This window comes from Arthrobacter sp. N199823, assembly GCF_002929705.1.
Classification (GTDB): Bacteria; Actinomycetota; Actinomycetes; order Actinomycetales; family Micrococcaceae; genus Specibacter.
The window spans coordinates 194,184-214,301 of sequence record NZ_PJIN01000003.1 but is presented as its reverse complement, the minus strand read 5'-3'; the positions used below and the strand labels follow the sequence as shown (position 1 = coordinate 214,301).

Genomic DNA, 20,118 nt, shown 5'->3' with positions numbered 1-20,118 from the left:
CTTCCAGAACTGCACCGAATGCTGGTTAACTGGGTGTCATGCCTCCATTACGTTCACGCACAGTCACCCACGGCCGCAATATGGCCGGCGCCCGCGCCCTCATGATGGCCTCCGGCGTTGCCAAGTCAGACATTGGCAAGCCGATCGTCGCCGTCGCCAACTCCTTCACCGAGTTCGTCCCGGGCCACACGCACCTTGCTCCCGTAGGCCGGATCGTCTCCGACGCGATCCACAAGGCTGGCGCCATCGCCCGCGAATTCAATACCATCGCCGTGGATGACGGCATCGCCATGGGCCACGGTGGCATGCTCTACTCGCTGCCTTCCCGCGACCTGATTGCCGATTCCGTCGAGTACATGGTCAACGCGCATTGCGCCGACGTGCTGGTCTGTATCTCCAACTGTGACAAGATCACCCCCGGCATGCTCATGGCCGCGCTGCGCCTGAACATCCCCACCGTGTTTGTCTCCGGCGGCCCCATGGAAGCTGGCCGCGTCACCATGACCGACGGTTCCATCCGCTCGCTGGATCTGGTTAACGCCATCTCCGACGCCGTGGACGCTACCGTCTCCGACGAAGACATCGAGCTCATCGAAGACAACGCCTGCCCCACGTGCGGCTCCTGCTCCGGCATGTTCACGGCCAACTCCATGAATTGCCTCACCGAAGCCATCGGCCTGTCACTGCCGGGCAACGGTTCGCTGTTGGCCACGCACACTGCCCGCAAGGAACTCTACGAGCGCGCCGGTGCCACAGCCGTCGAGATCGCTAAGCGTTACTACGAGGACGACGACGCCTCCGTGCTGCCGCGCTCGATCGCCTCCTTCGAGGCGTTCGATAACGCCATGGCCCTGGATATCGCCATGGGCGGTTCCACCAACACGATCTTGCACCTGCTTGCCGCAGCGCAGGAAGCCGGCCTCAAGTACGATCTCGAGGACATTGACGCCAAGTCCCGCCAGGTGCCGTGCCTGGCCAAGGTGGCCCCAAACGTTGCCGGCAAGAAGACCTTCTACATGGAGGACGTGCACCGCGCCGGCGGCATCCCCGCCCTGCTGGGTGAGCTCAACCGTGGCGGCCTGCTCCACACCAACGTCAAGTCGGTCCACTCTGAGGGCCTCACCGATTGGCTTGACGACTGGGATATCCGCGGCGGCAAGGCTACTGACGAGGCTCAGGCTCTGTGGACCGCCGCCCCCGGTGGCCAGCGCTCTTCCACCGCCTTCTCACAGTCGGCCGAGTGGACCTCGCTGGACACCGACGCGGCCGAAGGTTGCCTGCGCGATGTGACCCATGCGTTCTCCAAGGACGGCGGCCTGGGTGTGTTGCGCGGCAACATCGCGCTCGACGGCGCCGTGGTCAAGACCGCTGGCGTGGACGAGTCCATCTGGACATTCGAGGGCCCGGCCGTGGTCTGCGAATCCCAGGACGAAGCCGTTGAAAAGATCCTGTCCAAAACGGTGAAGGCTGGAGACGTGGTGGTCATCCGCTACGAGGGCCCCCGCGGTGGCCCCGGCATGCAGGAAATGCTCTACCCCACCTCATTCCTGAAGGGTCTGGGTTTGGGCAAGGTCTGTGCACTGATCACGGATGGCCGTTTCTCCGGCGGAACCTCCGGCTTGTCCATTGGCCACGTCTCCCCCGAGGCGGCTGCCGGTGGAACCATCGCGTTGGTTCAGGACGGAGACCGCATCCGCATCGACATCCCCAACCGGTCCATGGAACTGCTGGTGAGTGAATCCGAGCTGGATGAGCGCCGGGAACTGCTCGAGTCAACCACGGGTTACCGTCCGGTGGGCCGCGTGCGCGAAGTTTCCGCAGCTCTGCGCGCCTACGCCTCCATGGCCACCAGCGCCGACAAGGGTGCCATCCGTCAGGTTCCGGCCGATGAGGTCCTGATGAAGGCCCCGCGCGCTCAGGTTCCCGTCGCGTAACTCCCTGTAAATGTCCGACGGCGTCCGGCCCACCTAGGTGAGCCGGACGCCGTCGTGCGTTAAGGAAGAGGGTTAAGCCACCCGGGTTCCCTTGGGCAGCTTGCCAGCCGGGGTGCGCAGCGCCCGCCAGCCGAGGGCCAGGATTGCCCCCGCCACCAGCAATTGCAGCCCCAAGCCCAACGGCCAGAGCGGCACCTGCTGGTCAAACCGCGACGCCGTGACCTTGCCTCCCGCGCACTGGAACGTAGCATCTGGCCCCGCTTGGGCGTACCGGGCACCCTGGCTGATGTTCTCAAACACGCCGTTCACACCGTAGGACTGCTCTTGGGTGGTCCGCGCTGGGTAGGGAATAGCGTCGGCCACCACCACGAACGGGTTCATGGCCAGCAGCCACGCCACCCGTTCGGTCCGGCTCACCGATTGCGGCTGCAACGGCCCGTAGCACGCGTATTCGTCGTTTTGATCCGTGACGTCCGTAGGAAGCGGCACCGGTGGATAAATCTCCGTGTCCTGAGCCGGGGCCTGCTCATCCGGGTACATCTCCATGCCCTTATAGAAGGGCTGATTAGCCTCCACCGTGCCGTTGCTGACGGCAGCGCCCAGGGCGAAGGCGATCAGCGTTCCAAAGGTCAAAACGGCCACTGTCAAATACGTGACCACAATCGAAAAGAGCGGCCTGTTGGCCAGCGCAGAAATCCCCACGCCCAGGGCACACACCACGCCGAGTTCAAGGGCCAGCATGAGCAGGGCAACCAAAATGTAGCCGACACCCAGACCACCTTGGGCGATGCCGAAAATCAGGAACGGCACACTCACCACCAGAAACGCCAGGCTGACAACCCACGAGGCGAGGAACTTCCCCCACAAGAGCTGCCCCGGACGCAGCAGGGTCACCTGCATGATGGCCAGTGTTCCGGCGGAACGGTCGCCGCTAATCGCATTGGCCGAGAAGGCGGGCGCAACCAGCAGTCCGAACAGCAAGACAAAGGCACACACCGCCTCAAAAATCAGCGGTCCCGGACTCACCCTGCCAAATCCGGGGTCAAAGTTGTAGCCGGACTGCGCTTTCCAACTCATCCAGACCAGAGCCGTCACGAGCCAGATCAGCGCAAACCAGATCCCCAGCATGATGTACCAACCACGCGAGCGCAGCCGCTGGCGTAGTTCCATGCCAATGACAGCGGTGATCCCTTCAAGGTAGCGACCAGCTTTACCGGGAACGCCCTTCGGGTCCACCGTTGGGGACTGTTGATTCTCGGGTGCCTGTTCATCATGGAGCGTTGTCATGGCTGTTCCACCTCCATACTTAGATACGTTTCTTCCAAGGCACCCGTGGCGGGGCCAAAATCGGACACGGGAACACCGGCGGTGATCAGCTCTCGCAGCAAATTGGCTGCGAGAATTTCGGAACCGAGAGTGACCACCACGGCATCGCGCCGACCAAAGCCGGGGACAAAGTCAACACCCAAGGACGCCAGCGCCGCGGACAAAGCGGGGGCATCGAGCGCCGCAATGGAGTACTTGCGTCCTTGCGCCACTGCCTGCTCCACCGATTGCAGCAGCACCGTCCGGCCTTGATTGACAAACACAGCGCCGTCGGCAATTTCATCAAGCTCAGCCAACACATGCGATGAAACCACAATGGCCTTGCCCTCGGCAGCCAGGCCACGCAGGATGCTGCGCAACGCAACACGCGATCCTGGATCCAGCCCGGAGGCCGGTTCATCCAGCAACAACACCTGCGGATCATGAAGCAGCGCCCGCGCCAGACTCAGCCGCTGCTGTTGTCCACGCGAAAGCACCCGTGCTTTTTGGTCCGCGAGTGCCGAAAGATTGACCCGTTCCAGCAGTTCCGTCACCCGGCTGGCAATGGTGGACTTGGGCAGGTGGTAAAAACGGCCCATGGTGGTCAGGATTTCCCGCGCGGTCAGCGCCTCCCAAACGCCCAGGGTGTCAGGCATCCACCCGATCTTGGCCCGCGCCGCGGACGGGTTCTTGACCGGGTCGATCCCCATGATGCTGATCGCTCCGGTGTCCGGGGCCAGCAGCGACGCCAGCATCAGCAACAAGGTGGTTTTGCCGGCCCCATTGGGACCGATGAGGGCTGTAACCTGCCCGGCAGGAGCGTGCAGTGTCATATCTACGACGGCGTGCACTTGACCAAAGCTGCGGGACAGCCCGGTGGCGCTGAGCCCGTGAAAGGGCTCCGGCGGAATGGCTTCAGGCGTCTCGACTTCAACTTCAACAGGCGGCGGTGGCTGGTCTTCGGTCATCGTTACCTCCCTAGGCGCCGCAGTCGCGGTCTTGGGATCAGCCTAGGCCTCGGCAAGCGTCCCGTCATCATCCCGCCGTCGGAGATTTTAGGGGTTCGCTGCAAATCTCTGCACAGCCCTGACATAGCCTTGACGTAAGAGCCATGACTTAATAGACCACCATGTGGACACGACAATTCCACGTTGGCACCCCTCCGCGCTAAACTTGCCTGAACTGCCCTCCGCGCTGACGACGCCGCACTTGGCCCAGCGTAAGGTGCGGCCCGGCGTGAGCGGCAGCAATTTTCCTCTCTCCTAGTGTTGCGTTAGGTAAGTCAATGAGTGTGCACCCATGAGCCTGATTGTTCAAAAGTATGGCGGTTCCTCCGTGTCCGACGCCGAGGGCATTCTTCGCGTCGCCCGCCGGGTTGTTAGCACCCAAGCGGCCGGCAACGAGGTCGTCGTCGTCGTTTCAGCCATGGGTGACACCACCGATGAGCTGCTGGATCTGGCCGCCCAGGTCTCCGAGCATCCCCCGGCCCGCGAGCTGGACATGCTCATGACCGCCGGTGAGCGTATTTCCATGGCCCTGTTGGCCATGGCGATTAGCTCGCAGGGTGGCGTGGCCCAATCCTTCACAGGCAGCCAGGCCGGCATGATTACCGATGGCATTCACGGCAAGGCCCGCATCATCGATGTGGACCCGCACCGCGTGCGCACCGCCCTGGACAAGGGCAAGGTGGCCATTGTTGCCGGTTTCCAGGGCATGAGCCGTACAACCCACGAGATCACCACCATGGGCCGCGGCGGTTCCGACACCACAGCTGTTGCACTGGCCGCCGCCCTGAACGCTGACGTTTGCGAGATCTACACAGACGTCGACGGCGTGTACACGGCCGATCCGCGAGTGGTCCCCAGCGCTCAAAAGATCGACAAGATCTCCAGTGAGGAAATGCTGGAAATGGCCGCCTCGGGCGCCAAGATCCTGCACCTGCGCTGCGTGGAATACGCTCGACGTTTTGGACTGCCCATCCATGTGCGGTCATCCTTTAGCGACAACGAGGGAACCTGGGTTCTGCCCAGCCCCGATGACAAAATCAAAATCTCAGAGGGAGTTGCCTTGGAGCAGCCAATCATCTCCGGCGTGGCGCACGACCGGTCCGAAGCCAAAGTAACAGTTGTTGGCGTGCCGGACATCCCCGGCAAGGCCGCCATGATCTTCGGCATCATTGCCGGGGCACACAGCAACATTGACATGATCGTGCAGAACATTTCCACCCACGGTTCCGGCAAGACGGATATCTCCTTCACGCTGCCCATGGTTGAGGGCGAGGACGCGCTGGCTGCCCTGCGCGCCCGCCAAGAAGACGTTGGCTTTGAGGACCTGATCTACGACGACAAGATTGGCAAGTTGTCACTGATTGGTGCCGGCATGCGCTCCAACCCGGGCGTCTCCTACAGCTTCTTCAAGGCCCTGTCCGACGCCGGCGTGAACATCGATTTGATCTCCACCTCCGAGATTCGCATCTCCGTCGTGACCCGTGCGGACCTGCTGGATACGGCAGTTCGCGCCGTTCATAAGGCTTTTGGCCTGGACACTGACGACGAGGCAACGGTCTACGGCGGCACTGGCCGCTAGGCCCCACCGGCTCCCCCTGCTCGCAAGCTCGCAGCGGGTCCCTCGCCGTCGTGGGCCCAACCTCGCCATCCCAAATCGCTGACGCGATTTCCTAGGAACCTGATGAGCGTGGGCCCAATCGGCCCCTCGCCGGCGTGGGCCCATCACTATGGCCCAACGCCAAGAAGCTGAGCTGCAGAATTCTGCAGCTCAGCTTCTTATTTGGCGCTAATGTTCTTCGGCTGGTTCTTCGTCCTTGCGGATTGCGTAATGGTGGCCTTCTGAATCTGTCCGCTCTTCGAAGTGAGACAACTGCTCTTCGCTGTTGTCCTCGAATTCGTCATGGCGATGTACCACAGGGGAATCCATGTCGCCCTGGTCAGCAGCCCCATAGACCTTCTTGAACTTCTCGGTGGCATGCATGAATTTATCCACGAACCTTTCGCCGTTTGTCATCATCAACACCCCCCTCCACAAGAGAACCTTAGTGCGCAAGATCCCTCCAGTTTACGCCTCAGGGCGCCAATGGCACACATGAATGTACTGCTGCGCACACAGAGGCGAGCTAGCGAAGGGACTGATCCTCCGGGTCACGTGGCACCAAATACGTGCTGCCATCGGGCCTGGTTGCGGTGATGAACGCTTGGGACGCGGCCTTCTGGGATGCCAACAGCGCCTTGTTCTCAGGCGTCATTTCATGATCCAGCGGGCTGCTTACTGCAGGGCCAAAAATAAAGCGCAGACGGCCCGTGAAGCGCATCATTCTATGAACAAAAGGAGTCTTGGGCATAGCTGGCAGTCCTTGCGGTGAGGGGTTGTAAGCATGCTTTCAACCCGATCGGTTGTGGCGACAGTATCCATAGTACTCTGATACTTAGTGCACTAACTAAATGAGGAGCAACACCGTGACTGCCGTCGAGAATGATCTGCTGCTGGAGCGCCAGCTGTGCTTTGGCCTCAGCGTGGCCTCCCGCAGCGTGATTACCGCCTACAAGCCAGTCCTCGCCGAACTCCAGTTGACCCACCCGCAGTACCTGGTGATGCTTGCCCTGTGGGAGCAGGCCCCGCGCCGTGTCAAGGACATTAGCGCCGCGCTTTTGCTGGAATCGGCTACCCTCTCTCCCTTGCTCAAGCGACTTGAAGCACTTGGTTACCTCACCCGCACCAAGGACGGCGCCGATGAGCGCGCACTTGCCATTGACCTCACCCCAGCCGGCGCGGCCCTGCGCGAGAAGGCCCTCTCCGTGCCGGGGACCATGATGGCCCGGCTCGGACTGACTCGCGAAAGCGCCATGGTACTGCACCACTCAATGATGACCCTGATCGATGCTGCCACCCACGCGGACGCCGGCGCTGTGCCCGACACGGCGATGACGGGCACGCCCGCCCATGACACCGCCGCCATGGCGGATAATTGAGATCATGACCCCAGCCCTACTTTCCCTGCCTGAGAGTGCGTGGCAGGCTCGGGCGGCCGCGCACCAACAACGCGTTGACCGGTACGCCGCCCCGTACCTGGCCCGCCGCTCGGCAAATCAGAAACACCCTGTGGAGGATTTCCTCTTCACGTATTACACGCAGAAGCCGGGCCAGCTTTCCCGCTGGCACCCTGGCGCCGGTGTAGTGCTGACGGGTGCCGCCGCGGCCGAGCGCCTGGGCTGGAAGTTCTACCGCCCGGCTGCCGGGAACGAGCTCGAGGAGGCGGGGGCACCCACGGAGGGGTCCGGCGTCGTCCTTGATCTTGAGAAGTTTCTGGAAAAGCGCAAGGAAGCAGTCGATTTTGCCCGGATCATCCTGGGCCGCACGGCAGCACGCCCCGCGCAATTTGGCTGTTTCGGGCTGCATGAATGGGGCATGGTGTACCAGCAGGAAGCCAATGCCGTGCGGCACGAATATCTCGAGCTGCGGCTAGGCTCGGCCGGAACGGATAGGACGGTGGAGGAGAACCGCATCCGCTGCACGCATTTTGACGCCTACCGTTTTTACACGCCGCAGGCTTCCGGACTCAATGAGTTGCGACCTACGCGTGAGAACCAGCGCGATCTGGAGCAACCGGGATGCCTGCACGCCAACATGGACCTCTACAAATGGGCGTACAAGCTGTCTCCGGCGCTGCCCAGCGAACTCGTCATGGACTGTTTTGAGCTGTCGTGGCGGATCCGGGCCATGGACATGCAGGCCTCCCCATACGATCTCGCCGCGTGGGGTTACCCTCCCATTCCCATTGAGACGGCGGCGGGCAAGTCAGATTACGTGGCACACCAGCGGGCATTCAGCGCGGAATCAGCGGTACTGCGGGAGCGGCTGCGGGTGGCAGTGGACACCCTCCCGTAACGCCGCACCACCGATTGGGGCTTTCTACCCGACGCCGCACCAGCGATTGGGGCATTCGGGCCGACGCCGCACCACCGCACCTGGCCTGCGATTCATCCACTGCGGAAGCGTCGGTCAAAAATGCCCGAAAGCTGATGGAGGGTCCGGGAAAAGACCCCGAAAGGTGAGGGAGGGTCCGGCAGCGGGGCGGGTCAGGGGAGGAAGGCTGCCAGCTTCGGGGACAGCCGCTGCGCCATGAGCGCGTAGCCCTCGGTGTCGGGGTGCAGGGTGTCGGGCATACGCTCCGCCGCTTCCTGCGCCGTGAGCACTGTGGCGCCGTCCACGAGGTGCAGCCAGGAATCACCCTGGGCCTGCAGGTGCGTCACAACATCGGCCGTGGCTTGGCGGTAGTCGGCCAGTGTCCAGCCCACCGCGTTGACCTTGTCCTCACGCGGCAAGGAAAGAACGGGTGTGATGACCACCAGGGGCACGGCGGGATGCGCGCGTCGCACCGTGTTGATGAATCCCTGGAGCGCCGGGCCGTAGCTGCGCTCGGAGAAGACGGCCGCGTTGTAGCTGTTGATGCCAACGCACAGGGAGATGATGTCCGCCGGGGTTTGGGCAATGGTGTCAGCGGCTATGGGGTCCAACTGGCACTCCCCCGCCAAGCCCAGGTTGCTCAGCCGCCACCCATTGCCGTTTGCCACGAGCGCTGGCCAGGCCTGCGTTGGCCCGTCGGCCTGCTGGCAGTGCGTGATGGAGCTGCCGTAGGTGATCCACCGCGGACCCTCTTCACCCACTGAGGTGACGGATTCGCCGTCGAGCGTTGCTTGGCTAATGGTGAGGTCACCAAAGTGCGGCAACCACAGCTGGACTAGGGAATTGGGGGCGAGCTCTGTCAGCTCGAGCACATATCGGTGGGCGCCGATGGCGGGCAGGCGATGGGTGCGAAGTCCGTTGACGAGCACATCATAGGGTGCGCAATCCTCGGCGCCGTGGCCCTCAAGCGTGAGCGTTCCGCCGTCGCTGCGCCAGGCTGCGCGAATGCCAGCGGCCATGGCCGCACGATTGGCCAAACCGTCAGTGAAGGGCGGCAGATACCCGGTGGGATCAAGCCTTTCGAAGCTTTGAGCGCCGTCCTCGCTCTCGTGTATCGAAAACATTCCGGACCACTTGGCAGCAACTGAAGTCATGATGCAATGATATCGATTTCCCCCGGCGTCCCGGTGATTAGGTGACGCTGGGCGGCTCCGCTAATACGCGGAACCACCCAGCAGTCTCTTCTACGTGAGGACTAGCTGCGCTTAGTTGGCAGGCGTGACGTGGAAGGTACCGAAGGACAAGAATTCGCCGTTCTGATCGGAGACGACCAGGGTGTCCTTGCCGTTCTTGGTTCCCTCAGGAACGATGAACGACGCAGTTCCCTGCGCATCGGCCAGGAACCAGCCAATGCGGGCCCCGTGCTGGTTCAGGTGCACGTAGCTCCATTTATTGGCCGGCAAGTTCCTTACGGTGACGGTGTCGCCGATGCTGTACTTGCCGTCGCGCAGACCCAGGTCAATGGGAGCCTGGCTGTTCAAGTTTTCACGCTTGACGGACGGCTCAAAGTCAGGCATCGCCGGGAGCACGGGCAGCTCAACTGCCTGCACGACGACGTCCTGTGCCGCATCCTTGGTGCCGTTGACTGCGGCGAGCGCAACGGTACGCTCCGACACGGCACCTGCGGCAATTTCCGCCGTCGAAAGTTCACGGGTTTCCGTGAAGGTGGCGGATTCACCAACGGCCAGGGTGCCGTGGTCGGTGCCGAGCCCGGCAACTCCGGTCAAGGTGACGTTGCCGGAGTTGCCGGCCGTGACGGTGGTGGTGAGCGTGTCACCGGCGCTGGCCAACGCGTTGCCGTCCACATCGTTCCACACGGAAACCGCGGTGGCCGACAATTCGGGGTTGCGCGCCAACACATCAACTTCGCTACCCGTGATGGTGAACGTCTTGCTTGCCAAGCCGGTACTGGTGACGGACCAGGTGGTCAGCGGGATGAAGAAGCCGTTGGCCAGTTCATCAGCCGTGACCGCGTGGCGGGGCGTGCCACAGGTGTAGTTCGCCCACATGGCCAGGTTGTTCCAGCGGCAGTTGCCGCCAGCCGGGGGCAGGAACGGGTCAAAGTTGCCCGCAACAGGGGCCACATTGGAGGTGACATTGCTGAGGCTGGTGACGGCGAACTGGTACGGGAGCTTTTCGCCAACTGTGTAGGGCGTGGCGGCAAGGTCGCGGCTGCTGTCGGTGCGCGAGCCCACGACGCCGAGGCCGATGGTGGGTGCAGCGCCGCCGGTGACGGTCACGGGAACCACTGCGCTGAATTCGCTGGTGCCGTAGCTGACCTTGGCCGTGACCGAATAGCTTCCGGCCTTGGCGCTGGCGGGGATGGTCACCGGGACGGTGACGGTGGCGGACGAGCCGGCGGCAACGTCGGCGAACGCAGAGGTTCCGAAGGTCCAGGCGTTCTGCGCCGCGAAGGAGGCCTTGGCTCCGGTGATTGCCTTCTCGCTTCCGTTCACCAGGGTCAGTTCAGCCTGCACGGTTTCACCGTTGGCGCCCGTGACAGCCTTGGCGGTGAGCTCAACGCCGCACTCGATGCCCAGCCATTCTGTATTGAACTTGCCAAACGTCATGGTGTTGCTGTCGCCCTCGTAGAAGACACCAAATGTGCCCTCGCCTAGGGGCGTGACGGTGGAGTAGCTCATGACGCCGGCTTTGAACTGCTTGCCGGCGCTCCAAGTGGCACCGTCGTCGCAGGAGTAGCGGATGGTACCGTTCTGGCGGCCGGTGGTGCTGTTGGCGTTGGAGAAGAGCAGCATCTTGGCTTCATCCGAGCCCTGTGCCACATCCGGGTACATGCGCGCAATGGAGGCGTTGTTGACGGGGTCAGCCAGGCGGGTGTCCACCGTGACTGGGCCGAACGTTACGCCGCCGTCCTTGGAAATGGCCACCTTGCGGCCGCCGTTGCCGCCGCTGCTGGCCCGGGAGTTCATCATGACGTCGCCGCTGGACAACTCGACCGTCTTGTTTTCATCCATGCCGGTGCCGACAAAAGCCCCGCGCTGCCAGGTCTTTCCATGGTCGTCGGAATAGAGGCTGTAGGCCTGAATGAGTGTGCTGCCGTCAGCCTGCTTAACCTTGCCAGCAAATTGCTGAATCAGCCTGCCCTTGAACTGGCCGTACTTGAGTTGGATACCTTCCCCGGAGGAGGCGAACATACCGGCAACCCCTCCCACATTGCTCACACCATTGACGGTTGAACCCACCGGCTTCGCGACAGTGGTGACCAGCGGTCCGTCAAAGTCGGCATAGGGTGAAGACGCCGGGTAGCTCGCCACAACAGGCAGCGCTGGCCCACGGTCCGGGTCAGTTGACCAGCTGATTCCACCATCAGTTGAGACGGAGACCTGAGCGCTGATGACCTGCCGGTTGGCATCGTCATTGCCGAAGATACTGCCTCCGAAGCCCTGGTCCTTGGAGTAGACATGGAAGTTGAAGACCGTGCCCGTTTCTTTGTCCACCACGTAACTCGGATCGCTGAAACCATAGCGCTGTACTCCGGTGGCCGTGACTTGACCCCGCGCGATAAACGTCGCCGCGCCCCAAGTCTTGCCACCGTCGGTGCTGCGGCGCTGCACAATCGAGTTTGGTGACGGAGAATCTCCGCCATCAGGACGGCCATCATAAGAAGCCAGAAGCACTCCGTTGCCCATGTCAGCCAAAGCTGGGATGCGATAGGACTTGCCGAGCACCGGGTCAATGGCGTTGTCGCCGTTCTTGGCGAGCACCTGCTGTTCGTAGCTGGGAGTCTCGGAAGCCGGAGCGGCCTGCGCAATTGCGGGGGCGAGCATGCTGGTCAAGAGGCCTGTCGTCAGCATCCCGGCAATTGCTGCTGCCCGGGGTGCTTTCCATCGGCGCTGGAAGTCGGTGGAATTCATGTGGTCCTTTCAAAGCGGCCCTCATTGGCCGCGTGGCTGTCCCCAATTCAAGTACATTCCACCGTAAATCTGTGACTTACAGGACATGGAATATCCCACCACCGTAGCGTGTCGCGGGTCACAAAACAACCCTTCGCAGGTCAAGGTCTGCCGATTGAATCAGTCACCGCCCAGAAGTTAAATGCGAGCTGCGCCACTGAAATTCCTGAGTTTGGAATCACTGCGTAGAATGGAATGGCAAGCTCGCGGAGCGCCTTCTCATGACATTTCAGGTCAGCAACAAGTGACCCGATAAGTTGGCGTAAGACGGCACCTCCGCGGCACCCTCTCTTAAACACCAGGAGTTCCTTCGATGCCTCGGATCGTTGTCGACGTCATGCTCAAGCCCGAAATTCTGGACCCGCAGGGAAAAGCCATTGTTGGCGCACTTCCCCGCTTGGGCTTCACCGCATTCTCCGCTGTCCGTCAGGGCAAGCGCTTTGAATTGACCGTGGATGGCGAGGTGACCGAGGAGATCCTGGCCCAGGCTCGCGAAGCAGCGGAAACCATGCTGTCCAACCCGGTCATCGAAGACGTTGTCAACGTTGAAGTTGTGGCGGACTAGCCGTGACTGAAACCCCCTTGATTGGCGGGGCCACACTGGCCCCTGTTGACTCCCGACTGGCCGGCGCCCGCATCGGCGTGGTGACCTTTCCCGGCACCCTCGATGACCGCGATGCAAGCCGCGCCGTCCGCCTGTCCGGCGCCACCGCCGTCGATCTTTGGCACGCTGACACCGTCCTGGCCGATGTTGACGCCGTCATCATCCCCGGTGGATTCTCCTACGGCGACTACCTGCGCGCCGGTGCCATTTCACGCTTTGCGCCGTTGATGTCACAGATCATTGACGCCGCCAACTCAGATGCGAAACTGCCTGTTCTGGGTATTTGCAACGGCTTCCAGATCCTGACCGAATCGCACCTTTTGCCCGGTTCCATGATCAAGAATGACCACTTGAAGTTCCTGTGCCGCGACACCGTGCTGCGCGTTGAGAACAACAACACCGTCTGGACCAACGCCTACGCGCCGGGCGCGGAGATCACCATCCCGTTGAAAAACCAGGATGGCCAGTACATTGCTGACGAGAAAACCCTTGACGCCCTTGAAGCCGAGGGCCGTGTGGCATTCCGCTATGTTGGCACCAACCCCAACGGTTCACGCCGCGATATTGCCGGCATATCCAACGCTGCCGGCAACGTGGTGGGCCTCATGCCGCACCCCGAGCACGCCGTTGAAACAGGTTACGGCCCCGGTCACACCGGCACCGATGGACTGGGTTTCTTCACCTCAGTTTTGAACACCCTTCTGGGAGGCAAGTAAATGTCCGAGATTTCAACAGAGCCCGCCAAGAAGTTCAACATTGACACCGTTGCTAACGCCGAAGTGACCCCCGAGGTTGAATTGCCGTGGGCCGAGCTTGGCCTGAAGCAAAACGAGTTCGACGACGTCGTGAAGGTTTTGGGCCGACGCCCCACCGGCGCTGAGCTGGCCATGTACTCCGTGATGTGGAGTGAGCACTGCTCCTACAAGTCCTCCAAGAACCACCTGCGCCAGTTTGGCGACAAGGTCACCGAGGAAATGAAGAAGGACATGCTGGTTGGCATCGGCGAAAACGCTGGCGTCACCAACTTGGGCGACGGCTGGGCCGTGACGTTCAAGATCGAGTCCCACAACTCGCCCTCGTTCGTTGAGCCGTACCAGGGTGCCGCAACAGGCATCGGTGGCATTGTCCGCGACATTATCTCCATGGGTGCCCGCCCCGTGGCAGTCATGGATCCGCTGCGTTTTGGCGCCATCGATCACCCGGACACCGCCCGCGTCATGCACGGCGCGGTTGCCGGCATTGGCGGCTACGGCAACTCGCTGGGCCTGCCCAACATTGGTGGCGAAATGGTGTTTGACTCCATTTACCAGGGCAACCCGCTGGTCAACGCTTTGGCTGTTGGCGTCATGCGCCACGAAGATATCCGCCTGGCTAACGCCTCGGGCAAGGGCAACAAGGTTGTTTTGTTCGGTGCGCGCACCGGCGGCGACGGCATTGGCGGCGCCTCGGTGCTGGCCTCGGAGTCCTTCGATGACACCAAGCCATCCAAGCGCCCCGCCGTGCAGGTGGGCGACCCCTTTGCCGAGAAGGTGCTCATCGAGTGCTGCCTCGAGCTGTTCAAGGGATCCCTTGTTGAGGGTATTCAGGACCTCGGCGCCGCAGGTATTTCCTGCGCCACGAGCGAGCTGGCCTCCAACGGCGACGGCGGCATGGAAGTTGAACTGACCTCCGTTCTGCTCCGCGACCCCACCCTGACACCGGGTGAAATCCTGATGTCCGAGTCGCAGGAACGCATGATGGCTGTTGTCACGCCGGAAAACATGGCTGCGTTTGAAGCTGTCATGGACAAGTGGGCTGTGGAGTACTCCTGGCTCGGCGAAGTCACCGGCACCGGCCGCTTGATCATCAAGTGGGAGGGCGAGGTAATTGTCGACGTCGATCCCCGCACCGTGGCTCACGACGGCCCGGTTTACGACCGCCCGTTCGCCCGCCCCGAGTGGCAGGATGCCCTTCAGGCTGACGTGTTCAATGGTTCAGCTGCCGATGCCAGCCGCCCTTCCGCTCCGGAAGAACTCAAGGCCGCCGTGCTGGAACTCATCGCCTCCCCCAACATGTGCTCGAAGGACTGGATCACCAACCAGTACGACCGCTATGTTGGCGGCAACACGGCGCAGGCCTTCCCGGACGACGCTGGTGTGATCCGTGTGGACGAGGAAACCGGTTTAGGCGTTGCCCTGGCTACCGACGCCAACGGCCGTTACACCTTCCTTGACCCGTACCACGGCGCACAGCTGGCGCTGGCCGAGGCCTACCGCAACGTGGCCACCACGGGCGCAATCCCCATGGCCGTCAGTGACTGCCTGAACTTCGGCTCCCCCGAGGATCCGGATGTCATGTGGCAGCTCGCCGAGGCTATCCGCGGCCTGTCCGACGCCTGCATGGTGCTGGGCATCCCCGTCACCGGCGGTAACGTCTCGCTGTACAACCAGACGGGCACCACCCCGATCCACCCGACCCCTGTGGTTGCGGTATTGGGCAAGTTCGACGACGTTGCTCGCCGCACGCCGTCAGGCTGGGCTGAGGATGGCCAGGCCATTTACCTGCTGGGCACCACGGCTGATGATCTGGATGGCTCCGAGTGGGCCAACCTGCGCGGTCACTTGGGTGGCTTGCCGCCCAAGGTTGATCTGGCGATCGAACGCGAATTGGGCGAAATCCTGATCAATGCTTCACGCGACGGCATGATCGATGCAGCTCACGATCTCTCCGAAGGTGGCCTCGCGGCAGCTCTCGTTGAATCCGCCCTCCGCAACAACACCGGTGCCCGCGTGGCCCTGGATGAGGTTGCTGCGCGCGACGGCGTGGACCTGTTCACCTTGCTGTTCTCCGAAACGCAGGGACGTGCCATTGTGTCCGTTCCCCGCAGCGAAGAAGTCCGCTTCAACGACATGTGCACGGCCCGCCGTTTCCCGGTGTCCCGCATTGGTGTTGTTGACGCAGCCGGCAACGCTTTGGATCTGCAGGGCCTGTTCAGCGCTCCGCTGGACGAGCTCCGCGAAGCACACGAAGGCACGTTGCCGAAGTACTTCGGCTAGTCCCCACTTGCCGGCCGGGGAAATCGCTGACGTGATTTCCCCGGCCGGCAAGCCTGGGCCCAACGGTTGGGGCCCCTCGGAGCTGTGGGCCCACCAAACGCAAAAACCCCGGTCAACTCATTCACGAGTTGGCCGGGGTTTTTTGTTACTCCACCGTCAAAACAGCCCGGCCAAAGCGCCTAAAAGCCGCCCGTCAGCGTGCGTGCCGCCTGCTGGTAGGAGCGGGTGACTCCCGCCTGAGTCAGCTTGGTGACGGGGGCGCCGAGTGCGTAAATCAGACCTGCAGGCTTACTGAAGGCCAGCAGCCTGAAGTACACGCCGCCGTCGGGCTGCATCATGGCGATGAACGCTTCCTCGCCCAGAGCCGGGTGCCCAGGTAGTGTGCCGTAGCCAAACCCTGCCAGCTGAATATCCCGCCCGTCGGGGCCCGGAACCCACTGCGGTTCCATGGCCCACACCACCTCGCACGGCACGGGCAGGCGCAAGTTTCCCACTCCAAAACCGCTGACCACCTGAGCCCCCACCACTGCCCGCGGCGGCGCTTTCACGTGAAGCCCGGCCCGGCGCTGTATTTCCCAGCTCATGATGCCCGCAGCTAACGCGTCGAATGCCGCCTGACCAACCCCGACGGCGAGCGTCTTATCCACATGATCAAAACCCTTGGGCCATTCGATGGTGTCTGCGGATTTTTCCACAGCCAGCCTGGTCAGGCCCAGAAAAGGGTAATCAAGGGGGCCACGCCTAGCTTTTGGCGACATATGCGCTCCACTCCAATGCAACTTGTTGATACTTGGGCAGCCCCGACACCACAAGATCGTACGAATCTTCCAACATCTCCAGCACCATTTGCTGCTCCACCACAGATGTGTCCACGGTGTTCCAGTGCCTTTTATTCAAGTGGTAGCCGGCAGTGATTCCGGGGTTGGCTTGGCGTAGTGCTGGCGCCAGCTCGGGATCGCACTTGTAGCTGATCCGCATCGGTTCGGCGTCAAGATCGCCCAGCGCAAACACCTTACCCGCCCGCTGCGTTCCGCCGCTACTGGGGGCCTTCACCTTGAAAACACTGGTTTCGGGCCCGAAAGGGAAGTCCTCATAGGCTCCCGTCAAAGCTAGCGCCGCGGCACGCAGATCATCGGCTCCAACGTAACTCACGGTGTACCGCCTTCAGCGCTCTGCGTGCTGCCTTCCCTGCCACGAACTCCGTAGGTCAGCACAGCAAATTCACCCTGTTTCTCAGCGCTGCGCAGCACCAGAGAATCGACGCCCACGTTGCGTGGCAGCAGGGGCGCCCCGCTTGTCAGGGCGGCCGGAGCATAGGTGACAACCAGTTCATTCAGCGCCCCGCAATCGAGGAACTGGCCGGCCAAATCGCCACCACCCACCACCCAAACGTTCAGATCTCCGGCAGCTGCTGTGATCTCTTCCAGGACCCCGGCCACGTCGCCACTGACAAAGCGGACATCGGCGCCGTCGGGCACGGGCAAGGTCCGGGACGTGAACACATAGGTGGGTTTGCTGCCGTAGTACTGCTGCCATTTGGCTGGCTCCGCCAACAAATTCTCAGCCTTAAGTATCCACTCGTAGGTGGATGAGCCCTCGACGAAAACGCCCGCGCTGTCCATGAAAGCGGCAATGTCCGGAGATCCTGCGGTATCCACGGCAAAGAGCCAGTCCAGGGAATGGTGTTTATCCGCCAGAAACCCGTTCAGCGTTGATGCGGTGTAGTACACGGTCTTGGTCATGGAATCTACGCTACCGCCTGAGCAGGCACCCTGCACCTGCGCGCCGAAGCCGGTCAGGAGCTACGGAGTTGCCAGATAGTCCTCGAGCAGCACCACCTTGAGCCCCGCCGCCTTTTGCGCCTTCAGGAAGGCCGCAAGGTCCCGCGGGAACTCCGGACGGAAGTGCATCAGCACAATGTCGCCCGGACGCAACCCGGCACCCACTTGGTAGTCCATCCCGCCAGCATTAGCCTTCGTTTCCCAGTCGACGATGGCCTTCATGCCACACTCCGCGACTGCCTTGCGAATGGCCATCGTGTAGGGACCGCCGGGAGGGCGAAAAAAGACTGGCCGGCGCCCGAACTGCTGTTCCTCGAAATCGGCCATCCCACAAATCTCCGCTTTTTGCTGCTCGTAGCTCAGGTGAATAAAGTCCAGATTATGGGTCATGGTGTGGTCCTCAATGAGGTGCCCGGCCGCCGTGTATTTCCTGTAGAAATCCGAACTTCCTGCAATGAAATTGTGCGCCAGGAACAGCGACGCCTTGATCCCGTTCTTCTCCAGCAGTGCCAGGTCCGAATCCCGTTTGATCGCGCCGTCGTCGATTGTCAAAAACACCACTTTTTGTTCGGTGGGGACCTTGGTCAGCACGGGCACCATCCCGTTTTCAATGGGCGGGAGCACATAATCCGGCACCAGCCCGTCCAGCGTGTCCACCCGCCCGGTTGCCGGATTCGTGGGCGCCAGAGTGGGCGGGGCAGTGGTTGGAACCTCCGACGCCGGAGCATGCGTTGGCGACTGCGCGTCACTTTCCGCCGGGGTACTTACCGGGACGCCAGTGTCCGTAGGTGCAGTGTTGCTTGCTGCCTGGGCACTCTGATCGGGCGCCCCTGAAACTGCGCTGGAAAACTGTGAACTGTTGGAGGTGACCCACCAGACGCCCGTTGCCACGAGGGCGATGGCTAAAATCATGACTGACCATGCCACCCAGCGGCCTCGGGATCGGGAATTGGCAAAGTGGCGGGGCATATCGGCTGTCCTAATTTATTCGCAGTTACTTGGAAGTTGGGGTGCTAGGGCACTCGATGCCGGCGTCGGTTAAAGTCCGAGCTTTGCTGCTTCAATCTTGGGGCAGGTGTTCATGACTACCTCAAGACCGGCATTCTGCGCGCGCTGGGCCGCATCCTCATCAATCACGCCGAGCTGCAGCCAAACAGCCTTGGCACCCACGGCAATGGCTTGGTCAACCACCGCACCCACTTTGTGTGAGTTCACAAAGCAGTCCACCACATCGATGCGCCCGGGTATCTCGGCGAGGGTCTTGTACCCCTTGGCACCATGAACGTCGTCCCCCTTCAGGCTCACGGGGATGATCTCATGGCCCAGCTGGCGCTGGAGGAACAAGGAAACACCCACGGCCGGTCGCAAAGGGTTACCGGAGAGGCCAACCACTGCCCAGCGCGCGGGGGTGGTCAGTAGTCTGTGAATCACCTGCGGGTCATTAATATGTTCCATCTCATGAGCTTAGGCCCGGCGCCCACCGATGCCACTACGCTTGCCCGGCGGTTCGCCAACCACAATTGTTACGTCTAGAGAACTGCGCACCTCTGACAATTTCAGCTGGTTCATCCCCAGGACCTAGTCTTAGAGCGACCATCCCGAGCGGCCGAGAGATCTGGCTCAGCGACGCCGCAGCAACCCTGGTTGACACCCCGCAAGAGGAGTCATCGCCGGCAGGGTGCTACCGCCAGGAACGATGGAGTGTTTTCATGTCTGCTTTGCTTTCGCGAACGGTGTCCACTGATTCGGCGGCGCCACCAACGGCAGTTTCCGATCCCCAAGGGACTGCGGCCATGCCTGTCTCTTTTGAGGCTCTTGGCCGGTCCTTCAGCTCCAAGGCTGGCACTCACACGGTGCTCCGTGATGTCAGCTTTGACATCCAGGCAGGGGAAATCGTGGCCCTGCTGGGCCCTTCCGGTTGCGGAAAGTCCACCCTTCTACGCGCCGTAGCCGGATTGGATGCGCCCAGCACCGGCACCGTGAGCATTGACGGCACCGCCGTATCCGGCATTGATTCACGCTGTGCCGTGGCCTTCCAGGAACCCCGTCTCCTGCCGTGGAAATCAATCGCCAGCAACGTGGCGGTTGGGGTTCCCTCCGGCGCAGACGCTGCCCGGCGGCGCCACGTGGTGAAAAACCTCTTGGAGCTGGTGGGCCTGTCTAAATTCGCCGGTCACCGCCCGCGGGAGATCTCCGGCGGCATGGCCCAGCGGGCCTCACTAGCCAGGGCCTTGGCCCGCAATCCCGCGGTTTTACTGCTAGACGAGCCGTTTGGTGCACTGGACGCGCTGACCCGAATCACCATGCAGGACCTGCTGTTGGACGTGCATGCGGCAGAGCCCACCACGGTGCTGCTGGTCACCCACGATGTGGATGAGGCGCTGCAGCTTGCAGACCGGATCATCCTGCTCGGCTCCGATGGAACGGACACGCCGGGGTGCACCATTGTGCGCACCGTCAATGTACCCGGACCCCGCCCCCGCGACCGGGCTTCCAGCGAGCTGGCCGGACTACGCAGCTCGCTGCTCGCCAGCCTCGGCGTCGACGGCCACTAGCCCCTCTCCTTCT

At 62.2% G+C, this 20,118-nt stretch carries 19 protein-coding genes and 1 riboswitch; of the genes, 8 read left to right on the top strand and 11 right to left on the bottom strand.

Annotation, left to right across the window (positions count from 1 at the left end; genetic code table 11):
• Positions 1-38 precede the first annotated feature (38 nt).
• Positions 39-1,934, top strand: a complete 1,896-nt coding sequence (ilvD, locus tag CXQ93_RS08220) for a dihydroxy-acid dehydratase (protein WP_104109965.1) — start codon at positions 39-41, stop codon at positions 1,932-1,934.
• Between the two features lie 72 nt (positions 1,935-2,006).
• On the opposite strand, the gene CXQ93_RS08215 is transcribed toward ilvD, so the two are convergent.
• Both CXQ93_RS08215 and CXQ93_RS08210 read right to left on the bottom strand, forming a co-directional pair.
• Complete coding sequence (locus tag CXQ93_RS08215; protein ID WP_104109964.1) at positions 2,007-3,221, bottom strand: ABC transporter permease; 1,215 nt, start codon at positions 3,219-3,221, stop codon at positions 2,007-2,009.
• Positions 3,218-4,207 carry an ABC transporter ATP-binding protein gene (locus tag CXQ93_RS08210; RefSeq protein ID WP_104109963.1) on the bottom strand — a complete coding sequence of 330 codons (990 nt, stop codon included), beginning with the start codon at positions 4,205-4,207 and terminating at the stop codon, positions 3,218-3,220. Before CXQ93_RS08210 ends, CXQ93_RS08215 begins: the two co-directional genes overlap by 4 nt.
• Before the next feature lie 331 nt (positions 4,208-4,538).
• Between CXQ93_RS08210 and CXQ93_RS08205 the strand changes: the two genes are divergently transcribed.
• Positions 4,539-5,825: an aspartate kinase gene (locus CXQ93_RS08205; RefSeq protein WP_104109962.1), complete on the top strand. Its 1,287-nt coding sequence runs from the start codon at positions 4,539-4,541 to the stop codon at positions 5,823-5,825.
• Positions 5,826-6,032: 207 nt separating this feature from the next.
• Here CXQ93_RS08205 and CXQ93_RS08200 read toward each other — a convergent pair whose 3' ends face one another.
• A complete protein-coding gene (locus CXQ93_RS08200) occupies positions 6,033-6,263 on the bottom strand; it encodes a hypothetical protein (protein ID WP_308470612.1) in 231 nt (76 codons plus the stop codon).
• A 106-nt stretch (positions 6,264-6,369) separates the two neighbouring features.
• Entirely contained in the window at positions 6,370-6,594 is a 225-nt protein-coding gene (locus CXQ93_RS08195) for a hypothetical protein (RefSeq protein WP_104109961.1), read from the bottom strand.
• A gap of 100 nt (positions 6,595-6,694) precedes the next feature.
• Here CXQ93_RS08195 and CXQ93_RS08190 point away from each other — a divergent pair, with 100 nt between their 5' ends.
• Positions 6,695-7,222 (top strand): MarR family winged helix-turn-helix transcriptional regulator, encoded by a 528-nt coding sequence (locus CXQ93_RS08190; protein WP_104109960.1) that lies wholly within the window; start codon positions 6,695-6,697, stop codon positions 7,220-7,222.
• Positions 7,223-7,226: 4 nt separating this feature from the next.
• Positions 7,227-8,138 (top strand): 3-methyladenine DNA glycosylase, encoded by a 912-nt coding sequence (locus CXQ93_RS08185; protein WP_104109959.1) that lies wholly within the window; start codon positions 7,227-7,229, stop codon positions 8,136-8,138.
• A 191-nt stretch (positions 8,139-8,329) separates the two neighbouring features.
• Here the strand turns inward: CXQ93_RS08185 and CXQ93_RS08180 are convergent, their stop codons facing one another.
• Positions 8,330-9,310: a GDSL-type esterase/lipase family protein gene (locus CXQ93_RS08180; protein ID WP_104109958.1), complete on the bottom strand. Its 981-nt coding sequence runs from the start codon at positions 9,308-9,310 to the stop codon at positions 8,330-8,332.
• Positions 9,311-9,421: 111 nt separating this feature from the next.
• Positions 9,422-12,091 carry an exo-alpha-sialidase gene (locus CXQ93_RS08175; protein ID WP_104109957.1) on the bottom strand — a complete coding sequence of 890 codons (2,670 nt, stop codon included), beginning with the start codon at positions 12,089-12,091 and terminating at the stop codon, positions 9,422-9,424.
• Positions 12,092-12,443: 352 nt separating this feature from the next.
• Between CXQ93_RS08175 and purS the strand changes: the two genes are divergently transcribed.
• The 3 genes from purS to purL are packed head-to-tail and all read left to right on the top strand — an operon-like array spanning position 12,444 to position 15,769.
• Entirely contained in the window at positions 12,444-12,695 is a 252-nt protein-coding gene (gene purS / locus CXQ93_RS08170) for a phosphoribosylformylglycinamidine synthase subunit PurS (RefSeq protein ID WP_038465086.1), read from the top strand.
• A 2-nt stretch (positions 12,696-12,697) separates the two neighbouring features.
• Positions 12,698-13,450 carry a phosphoribosylformylglycinamidine synthase subunit PurQ gene (gene purQ, locus CXQ93_RS08165; RefSeq protein WP_104109956.1) on the top strand — a complete coding sequence of 251 codons (753 nt, stop codon included), beginning with the start codon at positions 12,698-12,700 and terminating at the stop codon, positions 13,448-13,450.
• A gap of 9 nt (positions 13,451-13,459) precedes the next feature.
• The gene (gene purL / locus CXQ93_RS08160) at positions 13,460-15,769 is read left to right on the top strand and encodes a phosphoribosylformylglycinamidine synthase subunit PurL (protein WP_104110294.1); all 2,310 of its coding nucleotides are present in this window, start codon (positions 13,460-13,462) and stop codon (positions 15,767-15,769) included.
• A gap of 179 nt (positions 15,770-15,948) precedes the next feature.
• Here purL and CXQ93_RS08155 read toward each other — a convergent pair whose 3' ends face one another.
• From CXQ93_RS08155 to CXQ93_RS08135, 5 genes are all read right to left on the bottom strand, one after another.
• A complete protein-coding gene (locus tag CXQ93_RS08155) occupies positions 15,949-16,527 on the bottom strand; it encodes a DUF1990 family protein (RefSeq protein WP_104109955.1) in 579 nt (192 codons plus the stop codon).
• Positions 16,511-16,921: an MmcQ/YjbR family DNA-binding protein gene (locus tag CXQ93_RS08150; RefSeq protein WP_104109954.1), complete on the bottom strand. Its 411-nt coding sequence runs from the start codon at positions 16,919-16,921 to the stop codon at positions 16,511-16,513. The genes CXQ93_RS08155 and CXQ93_RS08150 overlap by 17 nt, the downstream gene beginning before the upstream one ends.
• Complete coding sequence (locus CXQ93_RS08145) at positions 16,918-17,511, bottom strand: dihydrofolate reductase family protein (RefSeq protein WP_104109953.1); 594 nt, start codon at positions 17,509-17,511, stop codon at positions 16,918-16,920. The genes CXQ93_RS08150 and CXQ93_RS08145 overlap by 4 nt, the downstream gene beginning before the upstream one ends.
• A gap of 60 nt (positions 17,512-17,571) precedes the next feature.
• Entirely contained in the window at positions 17,572-18,462 is an 891-nt protein-coding gene (locus CXQ93_RS21070) for a polysaccharide deacetylase family protein (RefSeq protein ID WP_258068750.1), read from the bottom strand.
• A 126-nt stretch (positions 18,463-18,588) separates the two neighbouring features.
• On the bottom strand, positions 18,589-19,005 hold the full coding sequence (locus tag CXQ93_RS08135; RefSeq protein WP_104109952.1) for a CoA-binding protein: 417 nt from the start codon (positions 19,003-19,005) through the stop codon (positions 18,589-18,591).
• Positions 19,006-19,140: 135 nt separating this feature from the next.
• Positions 19,141-19,253, top strand: a riboswitch (SAM riboswitch).
• 6 nt (positions 19,254-19,259) lie between these two features.
• On the opposite strand from CXQ93_RS08135, the gene CXQ93_RS08130 reads away from it, so the two are divergent.
• Positions 19,260-20,105, top strand: a complete 846-nt coding sequence (locus CXQ93_RS08130) for an ABC transporter ATP-binding protein (RefSeq protein ID WP_104109951.1) — start codon at positions 19,260-19,262, stop codon at positions 20,103-20,105.
• Positions 20,106-20,118: the final 13 nt, after the last annotated feature.